Annotated in this window: 18 protein-coding genes and 1 other annotated feature; of the genes, 6 read left to right on the forward strand and 12 right to left on the reverse strand. The window is 55.3% G+C overall.

What is annotated here, in order from left to right; genetic code table 11:
• Positions 1-12 precede the first annotated feature (12 nt).
• Positions 13-999, reverse strand: a complete 987-nt coding sequence (gene btuC / locus CWM58_RS06110) for a vitamin B12 ABC transporter permease BtuC (RefSeq protein WP_100675432.1) — start codon at positions 997-999, stop codon at positions 13-15.
• A gap of 123 nt (positions 1,000-1,122) precedes the next feature.
• Complete coding sequence (locus CWM58_RS06115) at positions 1,123-2,556, reverse strand: gluconate:proton symporter (RefSeq protein WP_061154228.1); 1,434 nt, start codon at positions 2,554-2,556, stop codon at positions 1,123-1,125.
• A 277-nt stretch (positions 2,557-2,833) separates the two neighbouring features.
• On the opposite strand from CWM58_RS06115, the gene CWM58_RS06120 reads away from it, so the two are divergent.
• From CWM58_RS06120 to CWM58_RS06130, 3 genes are read left to right on the forward strand one after another with little or no spacing between them, the layout of a single operon-like run.
• On the forward strand, positions 2,834-3,748 hold the full coding sequence (locus CWM58_RS06120; RefSeq protein ID WP_061154227.1) for a LysR family transcriptional regulator: 915 nt from the start codon (positions 2,834-2,836) through the stop codon (positions 3,746-3,748).
• A gap of 37 nt (positions 3,749-3,785) precedes the next feature.
• The gene (locus tag CWM58_RS06125) at positions 3,786-5,051 is read left to right on the forward strand and encodes a D-amino acid dehydrogenase (RefSeq protein WP_342211444.1); all 1,266 of its coding nucleotides are present in this window, start codon (positions 3,786-3,788) and stop codon (positions 5,049-5,051) included.
• Positions 5,048-5,401, forward strand: a complete 354-nt coding sequence (locus CWM58_RS06130; RefSeq protein WP_100680529.1) for a RidA family protein — start codon at positions 5,048-5,050, stop codon at positions 5,399-5,401. The genes CWM58_RS06125 and CWM58_RS06130 overlap by 4 nt, the downstream gene beginning before the upstream one ends.
• A gap of 52 nt (positions 5,402-5,453) precedes the next feature.
• On the opposite strand, the gene ihfA is transcribed toward CWM58_RS06130, so the two are convergent.
• The 10 genes from ihfA to CWM58_RS06175 form a co-directional block, all read right to left on the reverse strand.
• A complete protein-coding gene (gene ihfA, locus CWM58_RS06135) occupies positions 5,454-5,753 on the reverse strand; it encodes an integration host factor subunit alpha (RefSeq protein ID WP_002909098.1) in 300 nt (99 codons plus the stop codon).
• 4 nt (positions 5,754-5,757) lie between these two features.
• A complete protein-coding gene (gene pheT / locus CWM58_RS06140) occupies positions 5,758-8,145 on the reverse strand; it encodes a phenylalanine--tRNA ligase subunit beta (RefSeq protein WP_100680530.1) in 2,388 nt (795 codons plus the stop codon).
• A gap of 15 nt (positions 8,146-8,160) precedes the next feature.
• Entirely contained in the window at positions 8,161-9,144 is a 984-nt protein-coding gene (gene pheS, locus CWM58_RS06145; protein WP_061154223.1) for a phenylalanine--tRNA ligase subunit alpha, read from the reverse strand.
• Positions 9,145-9,207: 63 nt separating this feature from the next.
• Positions 9,208-9,332: a sequence feature (Phe leader region), on the reverse strand.
• Positions 9,283-9,327, reverse strand: a complete 45-nt coding sequence (gene pheM, locus CWM58_RS28410; RefSeq protein ID WP_001386830.1) for a pheST operon leader peptide PheM — start codon at positions 9,325-9,327, stop codon at positions 9,283-9,285. It overlaps the preceding feature by 45 nt.
• A gap of 118 nt (positions 9,333-9,450) precedes the next feature.
• Positions 9,451-9,807 carry a 50S ribosomal protein L20 gene (gene rplT, locus CWM58_RS06150; RefSeq protein WP_000124850.1) on the reverse strand — a complete coding sequence of 119 codons (357 nt, stop codon included), beginning with the start codon at positions 9,805-9,807 and terminating at the stop codon, positions 9,451-9,453.
• A gap of 50 nt (positions 9,808-9,857) precedes the next feature.
• The gene (gene rpmI / locus CWM58_RS06155; protein WP_001124225.1) at positions 9,858-10,055 is read right to left on the reverse strand and encodes a 50S ribosomal protein L35; all 198 of its coding nucleotides are present in this window, start codon (positions 10,053-10,055) and stop codon (positions 9,858-9,860) included.
• Between the two features lie 96 nt (positions 10,056-10,151).
• Positions 10,152-10,694: a translation initiation factor IF-3 gene (gene infC / locus CWM58_RS06160; RefSeq protein ID WP_012967832.1), complete on the reverse strand. Its 543-nt coding sequence runs from the start codon at positions 10,692-10,694 to the stop codon at positions 10,152-10,154.
• Positions 10,695-10,697: 3 nt separating this feature from the next.
• Entirely contained in the window at positions 10,698-12,626 is a 1,929-nt protein-coding gene (gene thrS / locus CWM58_RS06165; protein ID WP_061154222.1) for a threonine--tRNA ligase, read from the reverse strand.
• A 432-nt stretch (positions 12,627-13,058) separates the two neighbouring features.
• Entirely contained in the window at positions 13,059-13,292 is a 234-nt protein-coding gene (locus CWM58_RS06170) for a hypothetical protein (RefSeq protein ID WP_061154220.1), read from the reverse strand.
• Positions 13,293-13,562: 270 nt separating this feature from the next.
• Positions 13,563-14,321 (reverse strand): YdiY family protein, encoded by a 759-nt coding sequence (locus tag CWM58_RS06175; protein ID WP_061154219.1) that lies wholly within the window; start codon positions 14,319-14,321, stop codon positions 13,563-13,565.
• Between the two features lie 354 nt (positions 14,322-14,675).
• Here CWM58_RS06175 and pfkB point away from each other — a divergent pair, with 354 nt between their 5' ends.
• The 3 genes from pfkB to CWM58_RS06190 all read left to right on the forward strand — a co-directional run bounded on the left by pfkB (position 14,676) and on the right by CWM58_RS06190 (position 16,963).
• A complete protein-coding gene (pfkB, locus tag CWM58_RS06180) occupies positions 14,676-15,608 on the forward strand; it encodes a 6-phosphofructokinase II (protein WP_048268545.1) in 933 nt (310 codons plus the stop codon).
• A 92-nt stretch (positions 15,609-15,700) separates the two neighbouring features.
• Positions 15,701-15,985: a type V toxin-antitoxin system endoribonuclease antitoxin GhoS gene (gene ghoS, locus CWM58_RS06185; RefSeq protein ID WP_100680531.1), complete on the forward strand. Its 285-nt coding sequence runs from the start codon at positions 15,701-15,703 to the stop codon at positions 15,983-15,985.
• A 105-nt stretch (positions 15,986-16,090) separates the two neighbouring features.
• Positions 16,091-16,963, forward strand: coding sequence for a fructosamine kinase family protein (locus tag CWM58_RS06190; protein ID WP_061154217.1), 873 nt, complete (start codon positions 16,091-16,093; stop codon positions 16,961-16,963).
• Positions 16,964-16,977 lie beyond the last annotated feature (14 nt).

Below are 16,977 nucleotides of genomic sequence, written 5' to 3' on the forward strand. Positions count from 1 at the left end.
GACGGCGCCGCGCTATCCCCGCACCCGCGAACGCAGCAGCAACCAGATAAATACAGGCGCGCCCAGCGTCGCCGTCACCACGCCAATTGGCAGCTCTGCGGCGGAAAGCGCCAGTCGGGCAATGATATCCGCCCCCAGCAAGGCGCTCGCCCCCGCCAGCATGCAGGCCGGGAGCAACACCCGGTGATCGCTTAAGCCGCATAATCGCAGAATGTGCGGGATCACCAGGCCGATAAAGCCAATTGCCCCCGCCAGCGCCACGCTAACGCCGACCAACCATCCGGTCGCCACCACCAGCAGCTTGCGCCATAGCCACAGCGGCAGCCCGAGCTGACGAGCGGAGACCTCGCCCAGCGCCAGTAAATTCAGGGGTTGCGACTGCAGACAGACCCAGCAGAGAACCGGCAGGAGGGCTATCATCAACCACAACTGCTGCCAGTCGACGCCGCCAAACCCGCCCATCATCCAGTACATCAGCTGACGCAGGTCAAAAGAGGTGGAGAAGTAGACCGCCCAGGTCATCAGGGCGCTGCAGATGATCCCCAGCGCCACCCCCGCCAGCAGGAGACGACTGGTAGACAGATGGCGGCGGGCAAAACGCAGCAGAATAAAGGTGATCAGCAGCGCGCCGAGGATCGCGCACAGGCCGAGCGCCCAGCCGGGCAAGACCCCTTTCCCCAGCAGGACGGCGGCAATCAGCCCGACGCCCGCCCCGTTGGAGACGCCCAGCAGACCCGGCTCCGCCAGCGGATTTTCAAACAGTGCCTGCATAATCGCCCCGGAGAGCGCCAGCGCCGCCCCCACCAGCACCACCGCCAGGGTTCGCGGCAGGCGGATCTGCCAGATGAACAACTGGCCTTTCGCGCTCAGCCATTCTCCAGGCGGGATCCATTGATCGCCCGCGCACAGGCTGATCAGTAGCGTGACCAGGAGCAACAGCGTTAATCCAAAGAGCCAACGCCGGCTGCGGCGCTGTTGAAGATGGGCGAGAGTCAGCATAGATTCCATTACGCAGTGGGAACAAGAGACTGATTTTACGGTGGGTGTCCCGGTGAGAAAAGGAAAACCTCGCGCCCGTTCGTCGACGCGGAGGAAGACCTCCCCCGCGTCGGCGGTCGTTCGTCACACCAGGATCTGAAACAGCAGCGCAAAGAGAATGATATTCGCCACCACGATTGCCCAGCCGTTATAGAGCATATATTTCAGATGCGTTGACTGCGCCAGCCCCATCTGGCCGAACATGTCCGATGAGGGAAACGGACCGAACCAGTCCACCTGAGACGAGGCCAGCAGCACCGCGGTGGTCCCCTGCGGCGGCACGCCGGCGGCCATCAGCATCGGGCCAAAGATTTTATGGGTAAACGTCATCTGTGCCACCGCCGCACCGGGCACATGGCCGATAATATTGAACGCGAAGATGCTAAAGCACAGCCAGGCCGGGGAGATCCCCTCAAGCAGCGGTTGGGTATACTCCAGCAGCCCCTGATAGGCATGCAGACCATCCATCAGTTCAAGGATTGGGTTATACAGCCAGTAGAGGATAAACATCCACACCAGACGGCCGCAACCGTGATATAGCGCCTGCAGGATCTGCGTCGGCCTCAGGCCGCCTACCAGCCCGGTCATCAGCGCCACCAGCAGCATCACGATAATCGCAAAGCTGAATCCGGCTTTGATCACCACGCCAACCACCGCCATCACAATGATCGTCGCGGCGAAGGCCAGCGCGCTTAATTTACGCCGACGCTGCTGCGCGGCGCTGAGATCCTCTTTCGGCTTTTCCGAGAGATCGACGTCATAGCGCAGTTTGCCTTCGGTCATCTTCTGGATCCGCCCCGCCATGACCCAGCCGGCCAGCAGCGTCACCGCACTCATCGGCAGACCGACGTACAGCAGATAATCCGGATAGCTCAACCCGCCGAGGCTGAGGATCGTCACGGTGCTGGGGGTGAAGGGCCCGGTAAATAGCCCAACGGAGCCGGCGGTCATCATCAGCGCGGCGACCGTCGGCGGCGTTAAGCGTACCGCTGCCGCCACCGGAATGATCACGGCCACGATAATGGCGTTACCACCGGCCATGGTGCCCAGCGAACCACAAATTAAAATTGATGACACCACAATGCCGAACTTAACCCGCGTCTGGCTCGACAGCCCAATACGATGGACCACGAATTTCACCAGCTCAACCGCTGCGCCGGTGCGGGTGGCCACTTCCCCCACGCCGGCGCCGAGCATAATGATAAGCCCTACGGTGGCGATAAATGACCCGGTGGATTTCGCCAGCATCGTGCCCATTTCCGGCAGGCCGGTCGAGGTCATTATCATGGCGATAATAATCGAGGAGATCACCGCCAGCACAATATCAACGCCGATGAGCGATAATATCGCTAGCGCCACCAGCGGCGTAAATCCCAGCAGGCCAAGCTCGCTGCCCGGACGACCGTGGCACCATAGCGCGATCAACACGAACAGCAGCAATAACAGACCAATAATAACGTTTTTCCGCGTGATATTTCGTCTGACAGGCGCATTGCCTGTGAGCGTTGAGTCACTCATAACACTCCTTAATGCCAATCAATCCGACCGTAAAGGTCAGGTGGTGTATTGGGGCCTGCTCAGAAAACATCCGCCCTCTTTTTCATTATTGGCCGCGAGCCTGAGGGTGCGTTTGGGTACAAAGGAATAGATTCTGAGAGCGTAATATTCCGCCATCAGGCGGGGTCTACAGCACAATATGTAACCGGAGCGCTGATTGGAGATTAAATTTATGTTAACTTGGTGTTAGTGGAAAATGACTTTTTATCGGTAGGCTATAACCCTGAGTTAACTGTTCATGAAACTGCGTCATCTGGAAATCTTTCATGCCGTAATGACCTGCGGCTCGCTGTCACGGGCGGCGGAAGCGCTCAATATCTCCCAGCCAGCGGCCAGCAAAGCGTTAAAAAGCGCCGAGATGAAGCTGGGCTTTACCCTCTTTCAGCGGGTGCGCGGCAAGCTGCTGCCGACCAGCGAGGCGATCACACTTTTCGAAAAAGCGCAGAGCATCTATCAGGACCTCGATAATCTGCGTCTGCTGGCCGAAAACCTGGCCCGCGATCCGCGCGCCAAAATCACCTTAGGCTGCCTGCCGAGTCTGGGATTAAGCCTGGTGCCAGAGCTGGTGACCGACTTTTATCAGCAAAACAGCAACCTGGTGATGACGCTCACCACCGAGCACACCGAGACGCTGGTCAGGAAACTGGATTTACGTGAGATAGATTTAGCGCTGACGCTGCAGCCGGTGCAGCAGGGAGAGATCCTCACTACCCTGATTGCCGAAGTGCCACTGGTGTACATCGACCGTCATTATCGTCAGGGGGCGGTGGACATCAGCCAGATCGACCAGCAGCGCTGGATCTCGCCAGGGCCGCACTCGCTCTCAGCCGCCATCGCCACCCGTCGCGACTTTTCCACCACCCGGCTTAACGTCCAGACCTACTATATGGCCACCGAGTTCGTGAAGCGCGGCATGGGCTGCAGCATCACTGATATCTTTTCTGCCCAGCACAACCTGGATCCCGAGATGATCCACCCCATTACGCCGCCGATTGCCATCAACCTCTGCCTGCTGCGCCGGGCCGATGTTTCGCTGAGTCCAATGGCGCAAAAGTTCGTCGATTTTCTCTGCCAGCGTCTGCGCCAGCAACTCAAGGAGATTAACCTGCGGTTATACCCTGACCATAAAAAGTCAATTGCGCCGCTGGGGTAAATGCTTTGACATAACCCGATAAATTGATCAGCGGTGGATATATCGGGTTATGAACAAACGCATTGTCATTATCGGCGGCGGCGTGGTCGGTCTGGCCACGGCCTGGGAACTGATTAAGCGCGGCCATCAGGTGCAATTACTGGAGCGCAATGCCGAACCGGGCAGTGCCACCAGTTTTGCTAACGGCGGACAATTAAGTTATCGCTACGTTGCCCCCCTTGCCGATAGCGGCGTTCCCCTGCAGGGGATTAAATGGATGGGCAAAGCCGATTCGCCGCTGAATATGCGTCTTAAGATGTCTTTCCAGCAGTGGCGCTGGCTGCTGCAGTTCCTGCGTGCCTGTAATAGCCAGACCAATAAAATGAACGGCGATCATATTCTGCGCCTGTCGTTGCTCAGCCGTCAGGTCATGCAGTCGTGGCTGGATGAGGATAATCTTGCCGATTTTCACTGGCGGCGCAGCGGTAAATTAATTATCCATCGCCGCGAATATGATTTTAATAAAGCGGCAAAAGGAATAGATCCTCAGTATCAGCAAGCGCTGAATGCTGAAGCCTGTCTGCAGCTGGAGCCGGCACTCAGACATATCAGCCCTTCGCTGCAGGGCGGAATTTATTCGCCGGGCGATGAAACGGCAGATTGCCATCAGTTCTGCCTTGCCCTGCTCGACAAGCTCAATGCCAGCAACGAATTTAGCCTGCTGACCCACTGTGAGGTGCAGCGGCTCAATAAGCGCGGCGGACGCATCAGTTCGCTGGAGACCAGCCGGGGAACCATCACCGGTGATGATTATGTCGTCGCCGCCGGTAACGGTAGCGGTCCTCTGCTTGGGCATCTGGGCGTTCACGTGCCGCTGTGCGCCCTGAAGGGGTACAGCCTGACCCTGCCCTATCCTGAGAAAGCAGGAATTGCCCCGAACATCAGCGTCACCGATTACGGGCACAAAATCGTGTATGCCCGCCTTGGCCAACAACTGCGCATCGCGGCGATGGTGGACATCGGCTACGACGGCGACGAACTGCGCGAGAGCCGCATTCAGGCGCTGAAAAACATCGTTGCCCGCAGCTTTCCCGAACTCGAAGGGCTGGACAAGGCCGAAGCCTGGACCGGCATGCGTCCGTCAACACCAGCAGGCCCGCCGATGCTGGGGCGCGCCGGATACCCCAATCTGTGGATGAACCTCGGCCAGGGTAGTCTCGGCTTTACCCTCGCCGCCGGCAGCGCGGTGGTGCTGGGCGCGTTAATCGACAATCAGGCACCCACTATTTCTTTAGAAGGTCTCACATGGAAACAAACCGCATGACCATTATTCGCAATAATCCACAACCTCGCCTTTCCGCCAGCGTTGAGTATGGCAATCTGCTGTTCCTCTCCGGACAGACGCCAAAAAGCAGCGAAGACGATATCGTTTTACAAACCCGCGAAGTGCTGGAGAAGATCGACGCCCTGCTGGCGGCTGCCGGGAGCGATAAGCGACAAATTCTCTCCGCGCAGATCTGGCTGAAAGATATCGAACGTGATTTTGTCGCATTCAATGACGTGTGGGTACAGTGGATGCCGGAAGGCCAGAGCCCGGCGCGAGCAACCGTTCAGGCAGAGATGGCGCGACCGGATATCCTGGTGGAGATCATGCTCACCGCCGTCAAAGCGTAAGGACGTATAGAAAAGAAAAAGGCCGCAATGCGGCCTTTTTAATTAGTTCAGATTATTTGTCTTTCGGTGACGCGTTTTCGACACGGCTTTTCAGCTTCTGACCGGGTCTGAAGGTCACCACGCGCCGGGCTGTAATGGGAATATCCTCCCCCGTCTTCGGGTTACGTCCCGGGCGTTGGTTTTTATCCCGCAAATCGAAGTTGCCGAACCCGGAGAGTTTGACCTGTTCTCCGTTTTCCAGAGCACGACGGATCTCTTCGAAAAACAACTCGACCAGTTCTTTGGCATCCCGCTTGCTAAGCCCAAGCTTATCAAACAGATATTCTGACATTTCAGCTTTTGTAAGCGCCATAGGTTCAATCCCTCAATGATGCCTGGAATCGCTCTTTTAATGCCTCTACACATCTGGCAACGGTAGCGGCAATCTCCTCTTCTTCGAGTGTACGGCTGGTATCCTGCAGGATCAGGCTAATCGCAAGGCTCTTATACCCTTCCGCCACACCTTTACCACGGTACACGTCAAATAAGTTTACGCCAACTACCTGATTTACGCCAACTTTCTTACATTCGGCTAAAACATCGGCAGCAGCCACGTTTTCAGCGACCAGTACCGCGATGTCGCGACGGTTCGCCGGGAAGCGGGAAATATCGCGCGCCTGAGGCACCACGCGGTCTGCGAGCTTGTTCCACTCCAGTTCGAACACCAGAGTGCGACCGTTCAGATCCAGTTTACGTTCCAGCTCCGGATGAACAACCCCAATGAAACCAATGCGTTCACCTTTAAGATAAATCGCTGCGGATTGGCCTGGATGCAGCGCTGTTATCGCTTCGCCACGGAACTCGATGTCGGCCAATTTACCGGTTAAATCCAGAACGGATTCCAGATCGCCCTTCAGATCATAGAAATCGACCGTCTCTTTCGCCAGCGTCCAGTGCTCTTCGTAACGGTTGCCGCAGATCGCCCCGGCCAGCATCACATCCTGACGAATGCCCAGCGGTGCCTGAGTATCTGGCACGAAGCGCAGGCCGCTCTCAAAGATGCGCACACGGCTCTGCTGACGGTTCTGGTTGTAGACCACGGTCCCCAGCAGGCCAGTCCACAGCGACAGACGCATCGCCGACATTTCACTGGAGATCGGGCTTGGCAGGATCAGCGCCTCTTCCCCGGCGTGGATCAGCTGCTGGACTTTCGGGTCAACAAAGCTGTAGGTGATCACTTCCTGATAGCCTTTGTCGTTCAGCAGCGTTTTCACGCGCTTCAGCGACAGGTCAGCTTCACGGTGGGTACCCATGATCAGACCCGCCTGTACTGGCTCATCAGGAATGTTGTTGTAGCCATAAACGCGAGCCACTTCTTCGACCAGATCTTCTTCGATCTCCATGTCGAAACGCCAGCTCGGGGCGACTGCCTGCCACTCGCCCTGACCCACCGTCACTTCACAGCCGAGGCGCTGCAGAATGTCGGTGACCTGCGCGTCATCGATATGGTGGCCAATCAGGCGATCCAGTTTGCTACGACGCAGGGTAATGGTGGCGCGTTTTGGCAGGGTCTCTTCGTGGGTCACGTCGATCACCGGGCCAGCTTCACCGCCACAGAGGTCGATCAGCAGACGCGTGGCACGCTCCAGCGCTTTATACTGCAGCGCCGGATCGACGCCGCGCTCATAGCGATGAGAGGCATCGGTGTGCAGGCCGTGACGGCGCGCGCGGCCGGTAATGGACAGCGGGCTGAAGAAGGCACACTCCAGCAGCACGTTCTGGGTTTCGTCGTTAACACCGGAGTGTTCCCCGCCGAAGATCCCGCCCATCGCCAGCGCTTTGTTATGGTCAGCAATGACCAGGGTGTCGCTGTCGAGCTTCGCTTCAGAGCCATCGAGCAGCACCAGGGTTTCACCCTCTTTCGCCATGCGCACCACGATCCCGCCTTCGATACGGTCGCGGTCAAAGGCGTGCATCGGCTGGCCCAGCTCAAGCAGCACATAGTTGGTCACGTCAACCACTGCATCGATAGAGCGGATCCCGCAGCGACGCAGCTTCTCTTTCATCCACAGCGGGGTCGGCGCTTTGACGTTGATGCCTTTCACCACGCGGCCCAGATAGCGCGGGCACGCCTGCGGCGCGTCAACCTGAATCGGCAGCACGTCGTCAATGGTCGCGGCAACCGGAGTGATTTCCGGCGCGTTCAGCGGCGCTTTGTTCAGCACAGCGACATCGCGCGCCACACCGATGATACCCAGGCAGTCGGCACGGTTTGGCGTGACGCTGATTTCGATAGTGTTATCGTCAAGCTTGAGGTATTCACGAATATCAGTGCCGATCGGCGCATCCGCCGGCAGTTCGATGATACCGCTATGGTCGTCGGAAATACCCAGCTCGGAGAAGGAGCACAGCATCCCTTCTGACGGTTCACCGCGCAGCTTCGCCGCTTTAATTTTAAAATCGCCCGGCAGCACGGCGCCGATGGTGGCAACCGCAACCTTCAGCCCCTGACGGCAGTTTGGCGCGCCGCAGACGATATCCAGCAGGCGTTCGCCGCCCACGTTGACTTTGGTGACGCGCAGTTTGTCAGCATTTGGATGCTGGCCGCACTCCACCACTTCACCGACCACTACGCCGTTGAAGCTGCCGGCAACCGGCTCAACGCCGTCGACTTCGAGGCCCGCCATGGTGATCTGATCGGAAAGCGCTTCGCTGTCGATCGCCGGGTTAACCCACTCGCGTAACCACAGTTCACTGAATTTCATTGTTCTGTCCTGCCCTTATTTAAACTGTTTGAGGAAACGCAGATCGTTTTCGAAGAACGCGCGCAGATCGGTCACGCCATAACGCAGCATGGTCAGACGCTCCATCCCCATACCGAAAGCGAAGCCGGAGTAGACTTCCGGATCGATACCCACGTTACGCAGCACGTTCGGGTGTACCATCCCGCAGCCCAGCACTTCCAGCCATTTGCCGTTTTTCCCCATGACGTCAACTTCTGCGGACGGCTCGGTGAACGGGAAGTAGGACGGACGGAAGCGCACCTGCAGATCTTCTTCAAAGAAGTTGTTCAGGAAGTCGTGCAAAGTCCCTTTCAGGTTGGTGAAGCTGATGTTTTTATCAACAATCAGACCTTCCATCTGGTGGAACATCGGGGTATGGGTCTGGTCGTAGTCGTTACGATAGACGCGGCCCGGCGCGATAATGCGGATGGGCGGCTGCTGGTTTTCCATGGTGCGGATCTGCACGCCAGAGGTCTGAGTACGCAGCAGGCGAGTGGCATCGAACCAGAAAGTGTCGTGGTCAGCGCGCGCCGGATGGTGACCCGGAATATTCAGCGCATCGAAGTTGTGGTAATCATCTTCGATTTCCGGGCCAGTCGCCACGGTAAAGCCGAGCTCACCGAAGAAACTTTCAATACGGTCGATGGTGCGGGTAACCGGATGCAGGCCGCCATTTTCCATACGGCGACCCGGCAGCGAGACATCAATGGTCTCTGCGGCCAGACGCGCATTCAGCGCTGCGCCTTCCAGTTCAGCTTTACGCGCGTTCAGCGCCTGCTGCACCTGCTCTTTCGCTTCGTTGATGACCGCGCCGGCTGCCGGACGCTCTTCCGGCGGTAACTCGCGCAGGGTGGTCATTTGCAGGGTCAGATGCCCTTTTTTACCCAGGTATTCCACGCGGACGTTGTCCAGCGCAGCAACATCTGATGCCTCGTTAATGGCTGCCTTGGCACTGGCAACCAGCTCTGCGAGATGTGACATGGTTTTCCTCATTATGTCGGTGCAGACACCGGTTATAGTGAAATTAATATCCCGAATCCATATACGAAAAAAGCCTCCACAGGGGAGGCTTTCTGGCGCTGTTTTCCGTTTCTTCTTTCACGCGCTAGCCTCCTGAGTTCAGGTGCTAAAGTAAAAAAAGAAGCGGAAAATAGCAGCATTCATGCTTGCATTACCTTGTCTGGTAAGAAACGTCAGACCTGTATTGAAAAGCCTGCGCCGATAAAAGTCAATGTATTGATGGTGTTGAAACGAAAAGAGGGAGACAAGCTCCCTCTTTCAACTGGCTTATGCCAGAGCTGCTTTCGCTTTTTCGACCAGAGCGGTGAACGCTACTTTGTCGAATACGGCGATGTCAGCCAGGATCTTACGGTCGATTTCAACAGAGGCTTTTTTCAGGCCATTGATGAATTTGCTGTAAGAAATACCGTTCTGACGTGCTGCTGCGTTGATACGCGCAATCCACAGTTGACGGAACTGACGTTTACGTTGACGACGGTCACGGTAAGCGTACTGACCAGCTTTGATAACAGCCTGGAAGGCAACGCGGTATACGCGAGAACGCGCACCGTAGTAGCCTTTAGCTTGTTTCAAAATTTTCTTGTGACGTGCACGTGCAATTACACCACGTTTTACGCGAGCCATATGTGCTCTCCTGTATCTATTCTAAGTTAAAAAAGTTAAACGTTAACGACTTATGCGTACGGCAGGCACGCGATGACCAGGCCCAGATCGCCTTTAGAAACCATGGCTTTCGGACGCAGGTGACGTTTACGCTTGGTAGCTTTTTTAGTCAGAATGTGACGCAGGTTAGCGTGCTTGTGCTTAAAACCACCTTTACCGGTTTTTTTGAAGCGCTTAGCAGCACCGCGTACGGTCTTAATTTTTGGCATCTTAATAACTTCCACTTCGCATTGTTAATAAACGAAACATAGGCGAACAACATCAGTGAAGCCCTAAGGCTCCACTAACATCGCTACTTGAAGGCCTTACTGTTTCTTCTTAGGAGCGAGCACCATGATCATCTGGCGGCCTTCGATCTTCGTAGGGAAGGATTCGACTACTGCCAGTTCACTCAGATCGTCACGGACGCGCGTAAGCACTTCCATACCGATCTGCTGGTGGGCCATCTCACGACCGCGGAAACGCAGTGTGATCTTAGCCTTATCGCCATCTTCGAGAAAGCGAACCAGGCTGCGGAGTTTTACCTGGTAATCACCATCATCGGTCCCAGGACGGAATTTAATTTCCTTAACCTGGATAACTTTTTGCTTTTTCTTCTGTTCCTTAGAAGACTTACTCTTTTCATAAAGGAACTTGCCGTAGTCCATGATACGACAAACTGGCGGTTCGGCGTTAGGGCTGATTTCAACTAAATCTACTCCGGCCTCTTCAGCCTTTTCGAGAGCTTCTCTCAGACTCACAATACCCAAAGCTTCGCCTTCCAGACCTGTCAAGCGAACTTCCAGGGCGCGAATCTCGCCATTGATACGATTCGGACGTGCCGTTTGAACTCGTTTTCCGCCTTTAATACCTTATTCCTCCAGTTGTTGAAGACTGCGGCTGCGAATCTCTTGTTGCAGCTTCTCAATCACTTCACTTACGTCCATGCTGCCGAGGTCTTTCCCGCGACGGGTGCGCACGGCCACTTTGCCGGCTTCGACTTCTTTGTCGCCACAGACCAACATATACGGGACACGACGTAAAGTGTGCTCGCGGATTTTAAAGCCAATCTTCTCATTTCTCAAGTCTGCTTTTACACGAATGCCCGCATTTTGTAGTTTACGCGTCAATTCGTTAACGTATTCAGCCTGAGAATCCGTAATATTCATGACCACTACCTGCACTGGCGCAAGCCAGGTTGGGAAGAAGCCAGCGAACTCTTCGGTCAGGATGCCAATGAAGCGCTCCAGGGAACCGAGAATCGCACGGTGAATCATGACCGGTACCTGACGCTCGTTGTTTTCGCCCACATAAGAGGCGCTTAAACGCTGCGGCAGAGAGAAGTCCAGCTGTACCGTACCGCACTGCCATGCGCGATCGAGGCAGTCATACAGGGTAAATTCAATTTTCGGGCCGTAGAACGCCCCTTCGCCCAGTTGATACTCAAATGGGATGTTATTTTCTTCCAGCGCCACCGCCAGATCCGCTTCCGCGCGATCCCAGGTCTCATCGCTACCGATACGTTTTTCCGGGCGAGTCGACAGTTTGACGACGATCTTCTCGAAGCCAAAGGTGCTGTACATATCGTAGACCATACGAATACAGGCGTTCACTTCATCGCGAACCTGATCTTCAGTACAGAAGATATGCGCATCATCCTGGGTAAAGCCGCGAACGCGCATCAGGCCGTGCAGCGCGCCAGACGGTTCGTTACGGTGACAGCTGCCGAATTCCGCCATACGCAGCGGCAGATCGCGGTAGGATTTCAGCCCCTGGTTGAAGATCTGCACGTGGCCCGGGCAGTTCATCGGCTTAATGCAGTATTCACGGTTCTCAGAAGAGGTGGTGAACATCGCATCTTTGTAGTTGTCCCAGTGGCCGGTTTTCTCCCACAGCACACGGTCCATCATGAACGGACCTTTGACTTCCTGATACTGGTACTCTTTCAGTTTAGAACGAACGAATGTTTCCAGTTCACGGAAGATGGTCCAGCCATCGTTATGCCAGAACACCATACCCGGCGCCTCTTCCTGCATATGATACAGGTCGAGCTGCTTGCCAATTTTACGGTGGTCACGCTTGGCGGCTTCTTCAAGACGCTGCAGATAGGCATTCAGCGCTTTTTTATCCGCCCACGCGGTGCCGTAGATACGCTGCAACATTTTATTGTTGCTGTCGCCGCGCCAGTAGGCACCCGCGGTTTTCATCAGCTTGAAGTGATGACAGAAGCGCATATTCGGTACGTGCGGGCCGCGGCACATATCGATATATTCTTCATGATGATACAAACCCGGCTTATCATCATGAGCAATGTTTTCGTCAAGAATTGAAACTTTATAGGTTTCCCCGCGCTTCACGAAGGTTTCACGCGCTTCGTGCCAGCTGACTTTCTTCTTGATGACATCGTAGTTTTTCTCGGCGAGCTCATGCATACGTTTTTCGAGCGCGTCGATATCTTCCTGAGTCAGGGTGTGGTCGAGGTCTACGTCATAGTAGAAGCCATTATCGACAACCGGACCGATAGCCATTTTGGTGTTGGGCCACAGCTGTTTAATGGCATGGCCTAACAGGTGCGCACAGGAGTGACGAATGATCTCCAGCCCTTCTTCATCTTTCGCAGTGATAATAGAGAGAGTGGAATCCGTTTCGATCGGGTCGCAGGCGTCTACCAGTTCACCGTTTACCCGCCCGGCAATGGTGGCTTTCGCCAGGCCTGGACCGATATCCAGCGCAACATCCATGGGGCTAACAGCGTGGTCAAAATGGCGTTGACTGCCATCAGGAAGCGTAATTACAGGCATTTTATGTCCTTATTTGCAGTGGTGCCCCACACGAAAGAGCACATACAAAACTATATAATCATAATTATCATCAGGTTAAGGCGCAGTTCCCGCTTCACTCTGCGAAAAAAGGAGGACGACCGGATGGACCGTTCCCGCCTGCCACCGCCTGCTGATAACACCGGGGAGTAGTTTACACATCATTGGTACGTGATTAAAGCCGCAAGCGTATAAATGATGGCGGAATGTGGAGAAAACAAGAGAGATTGAGATAAAAAGACGAATATCCTGCTACTGCAGGCGAGAATAATCCCCGGCAAAGCCGGATAATATTATTCGGACGTGATAGAAGAGACGCAATGATATTGCATGCTTAATCTTTAATGCAGATCGTTAAACCGGTACCGCTTCACCCGGCTTAATTGACGTACGACGAAATAAAGGTCTGGTATATTACGACCACTCGCCGGCCACCAGCGTATGCACATTAAAGGCATCGCTCATGGATTGTCCGGTGGTCCGGGAACCGGGGGCGATATTCGAGCCAGCCTCAACGTCAGTCGCTTTGGCGATGCCTATCTGAGTATGGTCCTGGTTGCCCGACGGCGGGACTGGCGTGGCAGCCGATGCGCCAAAAGAAAGCACGCACAGCGCCAGGGCTGCGATGGTAAATTGAGTGTTTTTCATAATGTTCATTCTCTTATTACGGAAGACAGACCGCGCGATCTCTCCGCCCGGTCAGTGCAACTCAGTATAGATCCAGATCACATATTTGTCCGTCAAATATTTAGCTTTTCGTGTCAAATAGAATGAATATTTGTCAGCAAATCGGGAATAATGGAGAAAAGATGGAGGGCTATTTTTTTTTATAAAAACTAAAACGAAAGGCCAGAAAAAATAATGTCACTAATTGCTAAATTTAAAACGAACAGGCCGGGAAAACCCGGCCTGAAAATATTACATTTTATACCCAAGGGACAGCGACGTCCGGCGATCGGTATGCTCCGGCGCAGAGGAAGGCGGCGCCGAGTTCCAGGTCACGTTGTAAGCGACTTTCAGCGCGAAATGGGCGTTAATCGCCACGTTTAACGCGCTCTCAGAGTTGACGGTGGTGTCCTCAGCGCCAAACACCGATACCCCTTGCGTAAATTTGGCGTTATCGGTCATCTGCCAGGCCCAGGTGCCGGAGGCGTAACCCAGCGGCTGAGTATCGGTTTCTCCATCGGTAAACTCGTCATAGCGGACGCCAGGACCGAATTCAAACCGCAGGCTGTGCACGGGACCGTTGAGGATCTGACGACCATAACCCGCCGTCAGGACATCACGCTGCTGATAGCCATTATAGCGGTCGGTCAGCCAGCTTCCCTGACCAAAGAGATAGTTCATATCGGTCAGGTTATAGCGGCTACGCCCACCGACAGCATATTTTTCTGAAGATCGCTCATCGTTGGAAGAGGTGTTGCTGGCGTTCCCCCACAGCGACCATGCAGTGGTATTACCATACCAGGTCAAGGTGGAATCTGCCGTCATCGAGGAGTTCTTGGTGTTGCCGGACTGCGCCAGGTAGCCTGCGTTAACCACACCTTCGAAAGGTTTTTTAGCAGCGGAAGGGTCATCCATGACGGTAAATACAGAATCATCGGCCATTGCGCCAACAGACGCAAAAAGCCCCCCCGCCAGCATAACCGCTGCGGGTACTGTCTTTAAAAGCTTCATTATAACTCTCTAAAATACATTTTTTAGGACAGTACAAATGATGAACAGACACAACCTGCCCGCTCATTGAATTTAGCGTCCGTACAACATAAAAGAGACCTGAGGGTCCCGGAAACTTTCGCGAGGATCGCGGTGTGCAGGTCCTAAGAAAGGTAGCAAATTATAAAAAAGCACGAATAACATAGCAATCACTTACTCTTTCGTTTTTTGAATAAGACAGCTCCGGAAACAATCTTTATTTCATAATGAAAATACAAGCTTCTTTGCAAATCTCTCAGGAACATCACTTTCCCTCCCGGAGTCATCGTGCCATGCTTAAATAAAATACAGTCGCCGTATTAAGGAGGAGAAGGAATGACCAAAATTTATACGTTAACGCTGGCCCCCTCGCTGGATAGCGCCACGCAGACCCCACAGATTTACCCCGAAGGTAAACTCCGCTGCAGCGCACCGGTATTTGAGCCCGGCGGCGGCGGGATCAACGTTGCCCGTGCCGTGACCTTTCTTGGTGGTAAAGCCACCGCCATTTTCCCGGTTGGCGGCGCCACCGGCGAGCACTTAGCAGCCCTGCTGGCCGATGAGCAGGTGCCGGTCGAGACCGTCGAAACCCGAGACTGGACGCGGCAAAACCTGCACGTTCACGTGGCCGCCAGCGGCGAACAGTATCGCTTTGTCATGCCCGGCGCAGCGCTGACGGATGATGAGTTCCGCCGCCTGGAAGAGAAAGTCCTGACGATCGAACCCGGCTCACTGCTGGTGGTAAGCGGCAGCCTGCCGCCAGGTATCAGCGTCGAAAACCTGATGCAACTGGTGAAAAACGCGCAACAGCAGGGGCTGCGCTGCATTATCGACAGCTCCGGCGACGCGCTGGCTGCGGCGCTGAACGTCGGCAATATTGAGCTGGTGAAGCCGAACCAGAAAGAGCTCAGCGCCCTCGTACAGCGCGATCTGAGCCAACCCGATGACGTACGCCTTGCCGCCCAGTCGTTGATCCAGTCCGGTAAAGTACGCCGGGTGGTGGTTTCGCTCGGGCCGCAGGGGGCGCTAGGCGTTGACGCCAGCGGCAGCGTTCAGGTGGTGCCGCCGCCGATGAAAAGCCAGAGCACCGTCGGCGCCGGCGACAGCATGGTGGGCGCCATGACCCTGCGTCTGGCGGAAAACGCCGGGCTGGAGGATATGGTTCGCTTTGGCGTCGCCGCCGGTAGCGCCGCGACGATCAATCAGGGCACCCGTCTCTGCTCGCAGGCCAATACGCAAAAAATCTACGATTATCTCTGCGGTCGCTGATCTTCCCTGCCCCTCCGCGTCGGCGGAGGGAGTCACGATATTGGCTGGATGGTCTATGCTGGAAAGGCTATGGATAACAATGGGGTGTAGAGATGAGCAATGAGATAACCGCCTGGGTCGTCAGCGTCGCCTTTCACGAACAGGCGCTGACGGAGATCAACGAGGTCAGCAACCACTTTACCCGCGCCGGGTTCGTACTGACGCTCAATGATGAAGACGGCAATCCCCATGAGCTGGGGACCAACACCTTTGGCCTGCTCAGCGCCCAGGATGCTGATGAAGTTAAGGCCCTCAGCGCAGGACTGGCGGAATTGGCCCTGGGCCGCCCGGCAGAGATTACGGTCAGCACATTCGCCGAGTGGTTAAAAGCTCAATAAGTGCGTTTAACGCAACGGAAAGCGTCAGTTGTGCGTCAGTTCCAGGTTTACCCGGTAGCAGTGCGCTAACCTTATGATATGGTGGAAAACATGGGGAGAGACAGCATGTGGCAAGCAATCAGTACACTTTTACGCGATTGGCATTCCGAAAACGCTGAAATCGAACTGAAAACCGAGCTGCCCGGTGGGGAAATCCATTCGGCCTGGCATTTACGCTTCGGCGGGAAAGATTACTTCGTGAAATGCGACGAACGTGAGCTTCTGCCCATCTTCACCGCCGAGGCCGATCAGCTGGAACTGCTGTCGCGAAGCAAAACCGTTCGCGTGCCGCAGGTCTTTGCGGTCGGCAGCGACCGTGACTACAGCTTTGTGGTCATGGAATACCTCCCTCCCCGTCCGCTGGATGCGCACAATGCTTTCCTGCTCGGCCAGCAGTTAGCCCATCTGCACCAGTGGAGCGATCAGCCGCAGTTTGGCCTGGATTTCGACAACGATCTTTCCACCACGCCGCAGCCCAACGCCTGGCAACGTCGCTGGTCGGTGTTCTTTGCCGAGCAGCGTATCGGCTGGCAGCTGGAGCTGGCGGCGGAGAAAGGGCTGCACTTTGGCGATATCGATACCTTAGTCGATGTGGTTCAGCAGCGGCTGGCCAACCATCAGCCGCAACCTTCGCTGCTCCATGGTGACCTGTGGTCCGGTAACTGTGCCTTAGGACCAGATGGCCCCTACATCTTCGATCCAGCCTGCTACTGGGGCGATCGCGAGTGTGATTTAGCCATGCTGCCGATGCACCCGGAACAGCCGCCGCAGATCTATGACGGCTACCAGTCCGTTTCACCGCTGCCAGCAGGTTTTCTCGATCGTCAGCCAGTCTATCAGCTGTATACCCTACTGAACCGGGCGATTTTGTTCGGTGGCCAGCACCTGGTGACCGCCCAGCAGGCGCTGGACGATGTGCTGATGGAAAAAGCACGTTAGAAAAGGCCCCCGGC

The organism is Klebsiella sp. H-Nf2 (genome assembly GCF_002806645.1).
Lineage (GTDB): Bacteria > Pseudomonadota > Gammaproteobacteria > Enterobacterales > Enterobacteriaceae > Klebsiella > Klebsiella variicola.

What these genes read in the sequence shown, in the direction of transcription:
- ihfA (WP_002909098.1), bottom strand. Translation starts at nt 5,753, where the DNA reads ATGGCGCTTACAAAAGCTGAAATGTCAGAATATCTGTTTGATAAGCTT.
- CWM58_RS06170 (WP_061154220.1), bottom strand. Translation starts at nt 13,292, where the DNA reads ATGAAAAACACTCAATTTACCATCGCAGCCCTGGCGCTGTGCGTGCTT.
- CWM58_RS06120 (WP_061154227.1), top strand. Translation starts at nt 2,834, where the DNA reads ATGAAACTGCGTCATCTGGAAATCTTTCATGCCGTAATGACCTGCGGC.
- CWM58_RS06115 (WP_061154228.1), bottom strand. Translation starts at nt 2,556, where the DNA reads ATGAGTGACTCAACGCTCACAGGCAATGCGCCTGTCAGACGAAATATC.
- CWM58_RS06175 (WP_061154219.1), bottom strand. Translation starts at nt 14,321, where the DNA reads ATGAAGCTTTTAAAGACAGTACCCGCAGCGGTTATGCTGGCGGGGGGG.
- thrS (WP_061154222.1), bottom strand. Translation starts at nt 12,626, where the DNA reads ATGCCTGTAATTACGCTTCCTGATGGCAGTCAACGCCATTTTGACCAC.
- rplT (WP_000124850.1), bottom strand. Translation starts at nt 9,807, where the DNA reads ATGGCTCGCGTAAAACGTGGTGTAATTGCACGTGCACGTCACAAGAAA.
- pheS (WP_061154223.1), bottom strand. Translation starts at nt 9,144, where the DNA reads ATGTCACATCTCGCAGAGCTGGTTGCCAGTGCCAAGGCAGCCATTAAC.
- rpmI (WP_001124225.1), bottom strand. Translation starts at nt 10,055, where the DNA reads ATGCCAAAAATTAAGACCGTACGCGGTGCTGCTAAGCGCTTCAAAAAA.
- ghoS (WP_100680531.1), top strand. Translation starts at nt 15,701, where the DNA reads ATGAGCAATGAGATAACCGCCTGGGTCGTCAGCGTCGCCTTTCACGAA.
- pheT (WP_100680530.1), bottom strand. Translation starts at nt 8,145, where the DNA reads ATGAAATTCAGTGAACTGTGGTTACGCGAGTGGGTTAACCCGGCGATC.
- btuC (WP_100675432.1), bottom strand. Translation starts at nt 999, where the DNA reads ATGCTGACTCTCGCCCATCTTCAACAGCGCCGCAGCCGGCGTTGGCTC.
- pfkB (WP_048268545.1), top strand. Translation starts at nt 14,676, where the DNA reads ATGACCAAAATTTATACGTTAACGCTGGCCCCCTCGCTGGATAGCGCC.
- CWM58_RS06190 (WP_061154217.1), top strand. Translation starts at nt 16,091, where the DNA reads ATGTGGCAAGCAATCAGTACACTTTTACGCGATTGGCATTCCGAAAAC.
- CWM58_RS06130 (WP_100680529.1), top strand. Translation starts at nt 5,048, where the DNA reads ATGACCATTATTCGCAATAATCCACAACCTCGCCTTTCCGCCAGCGTT.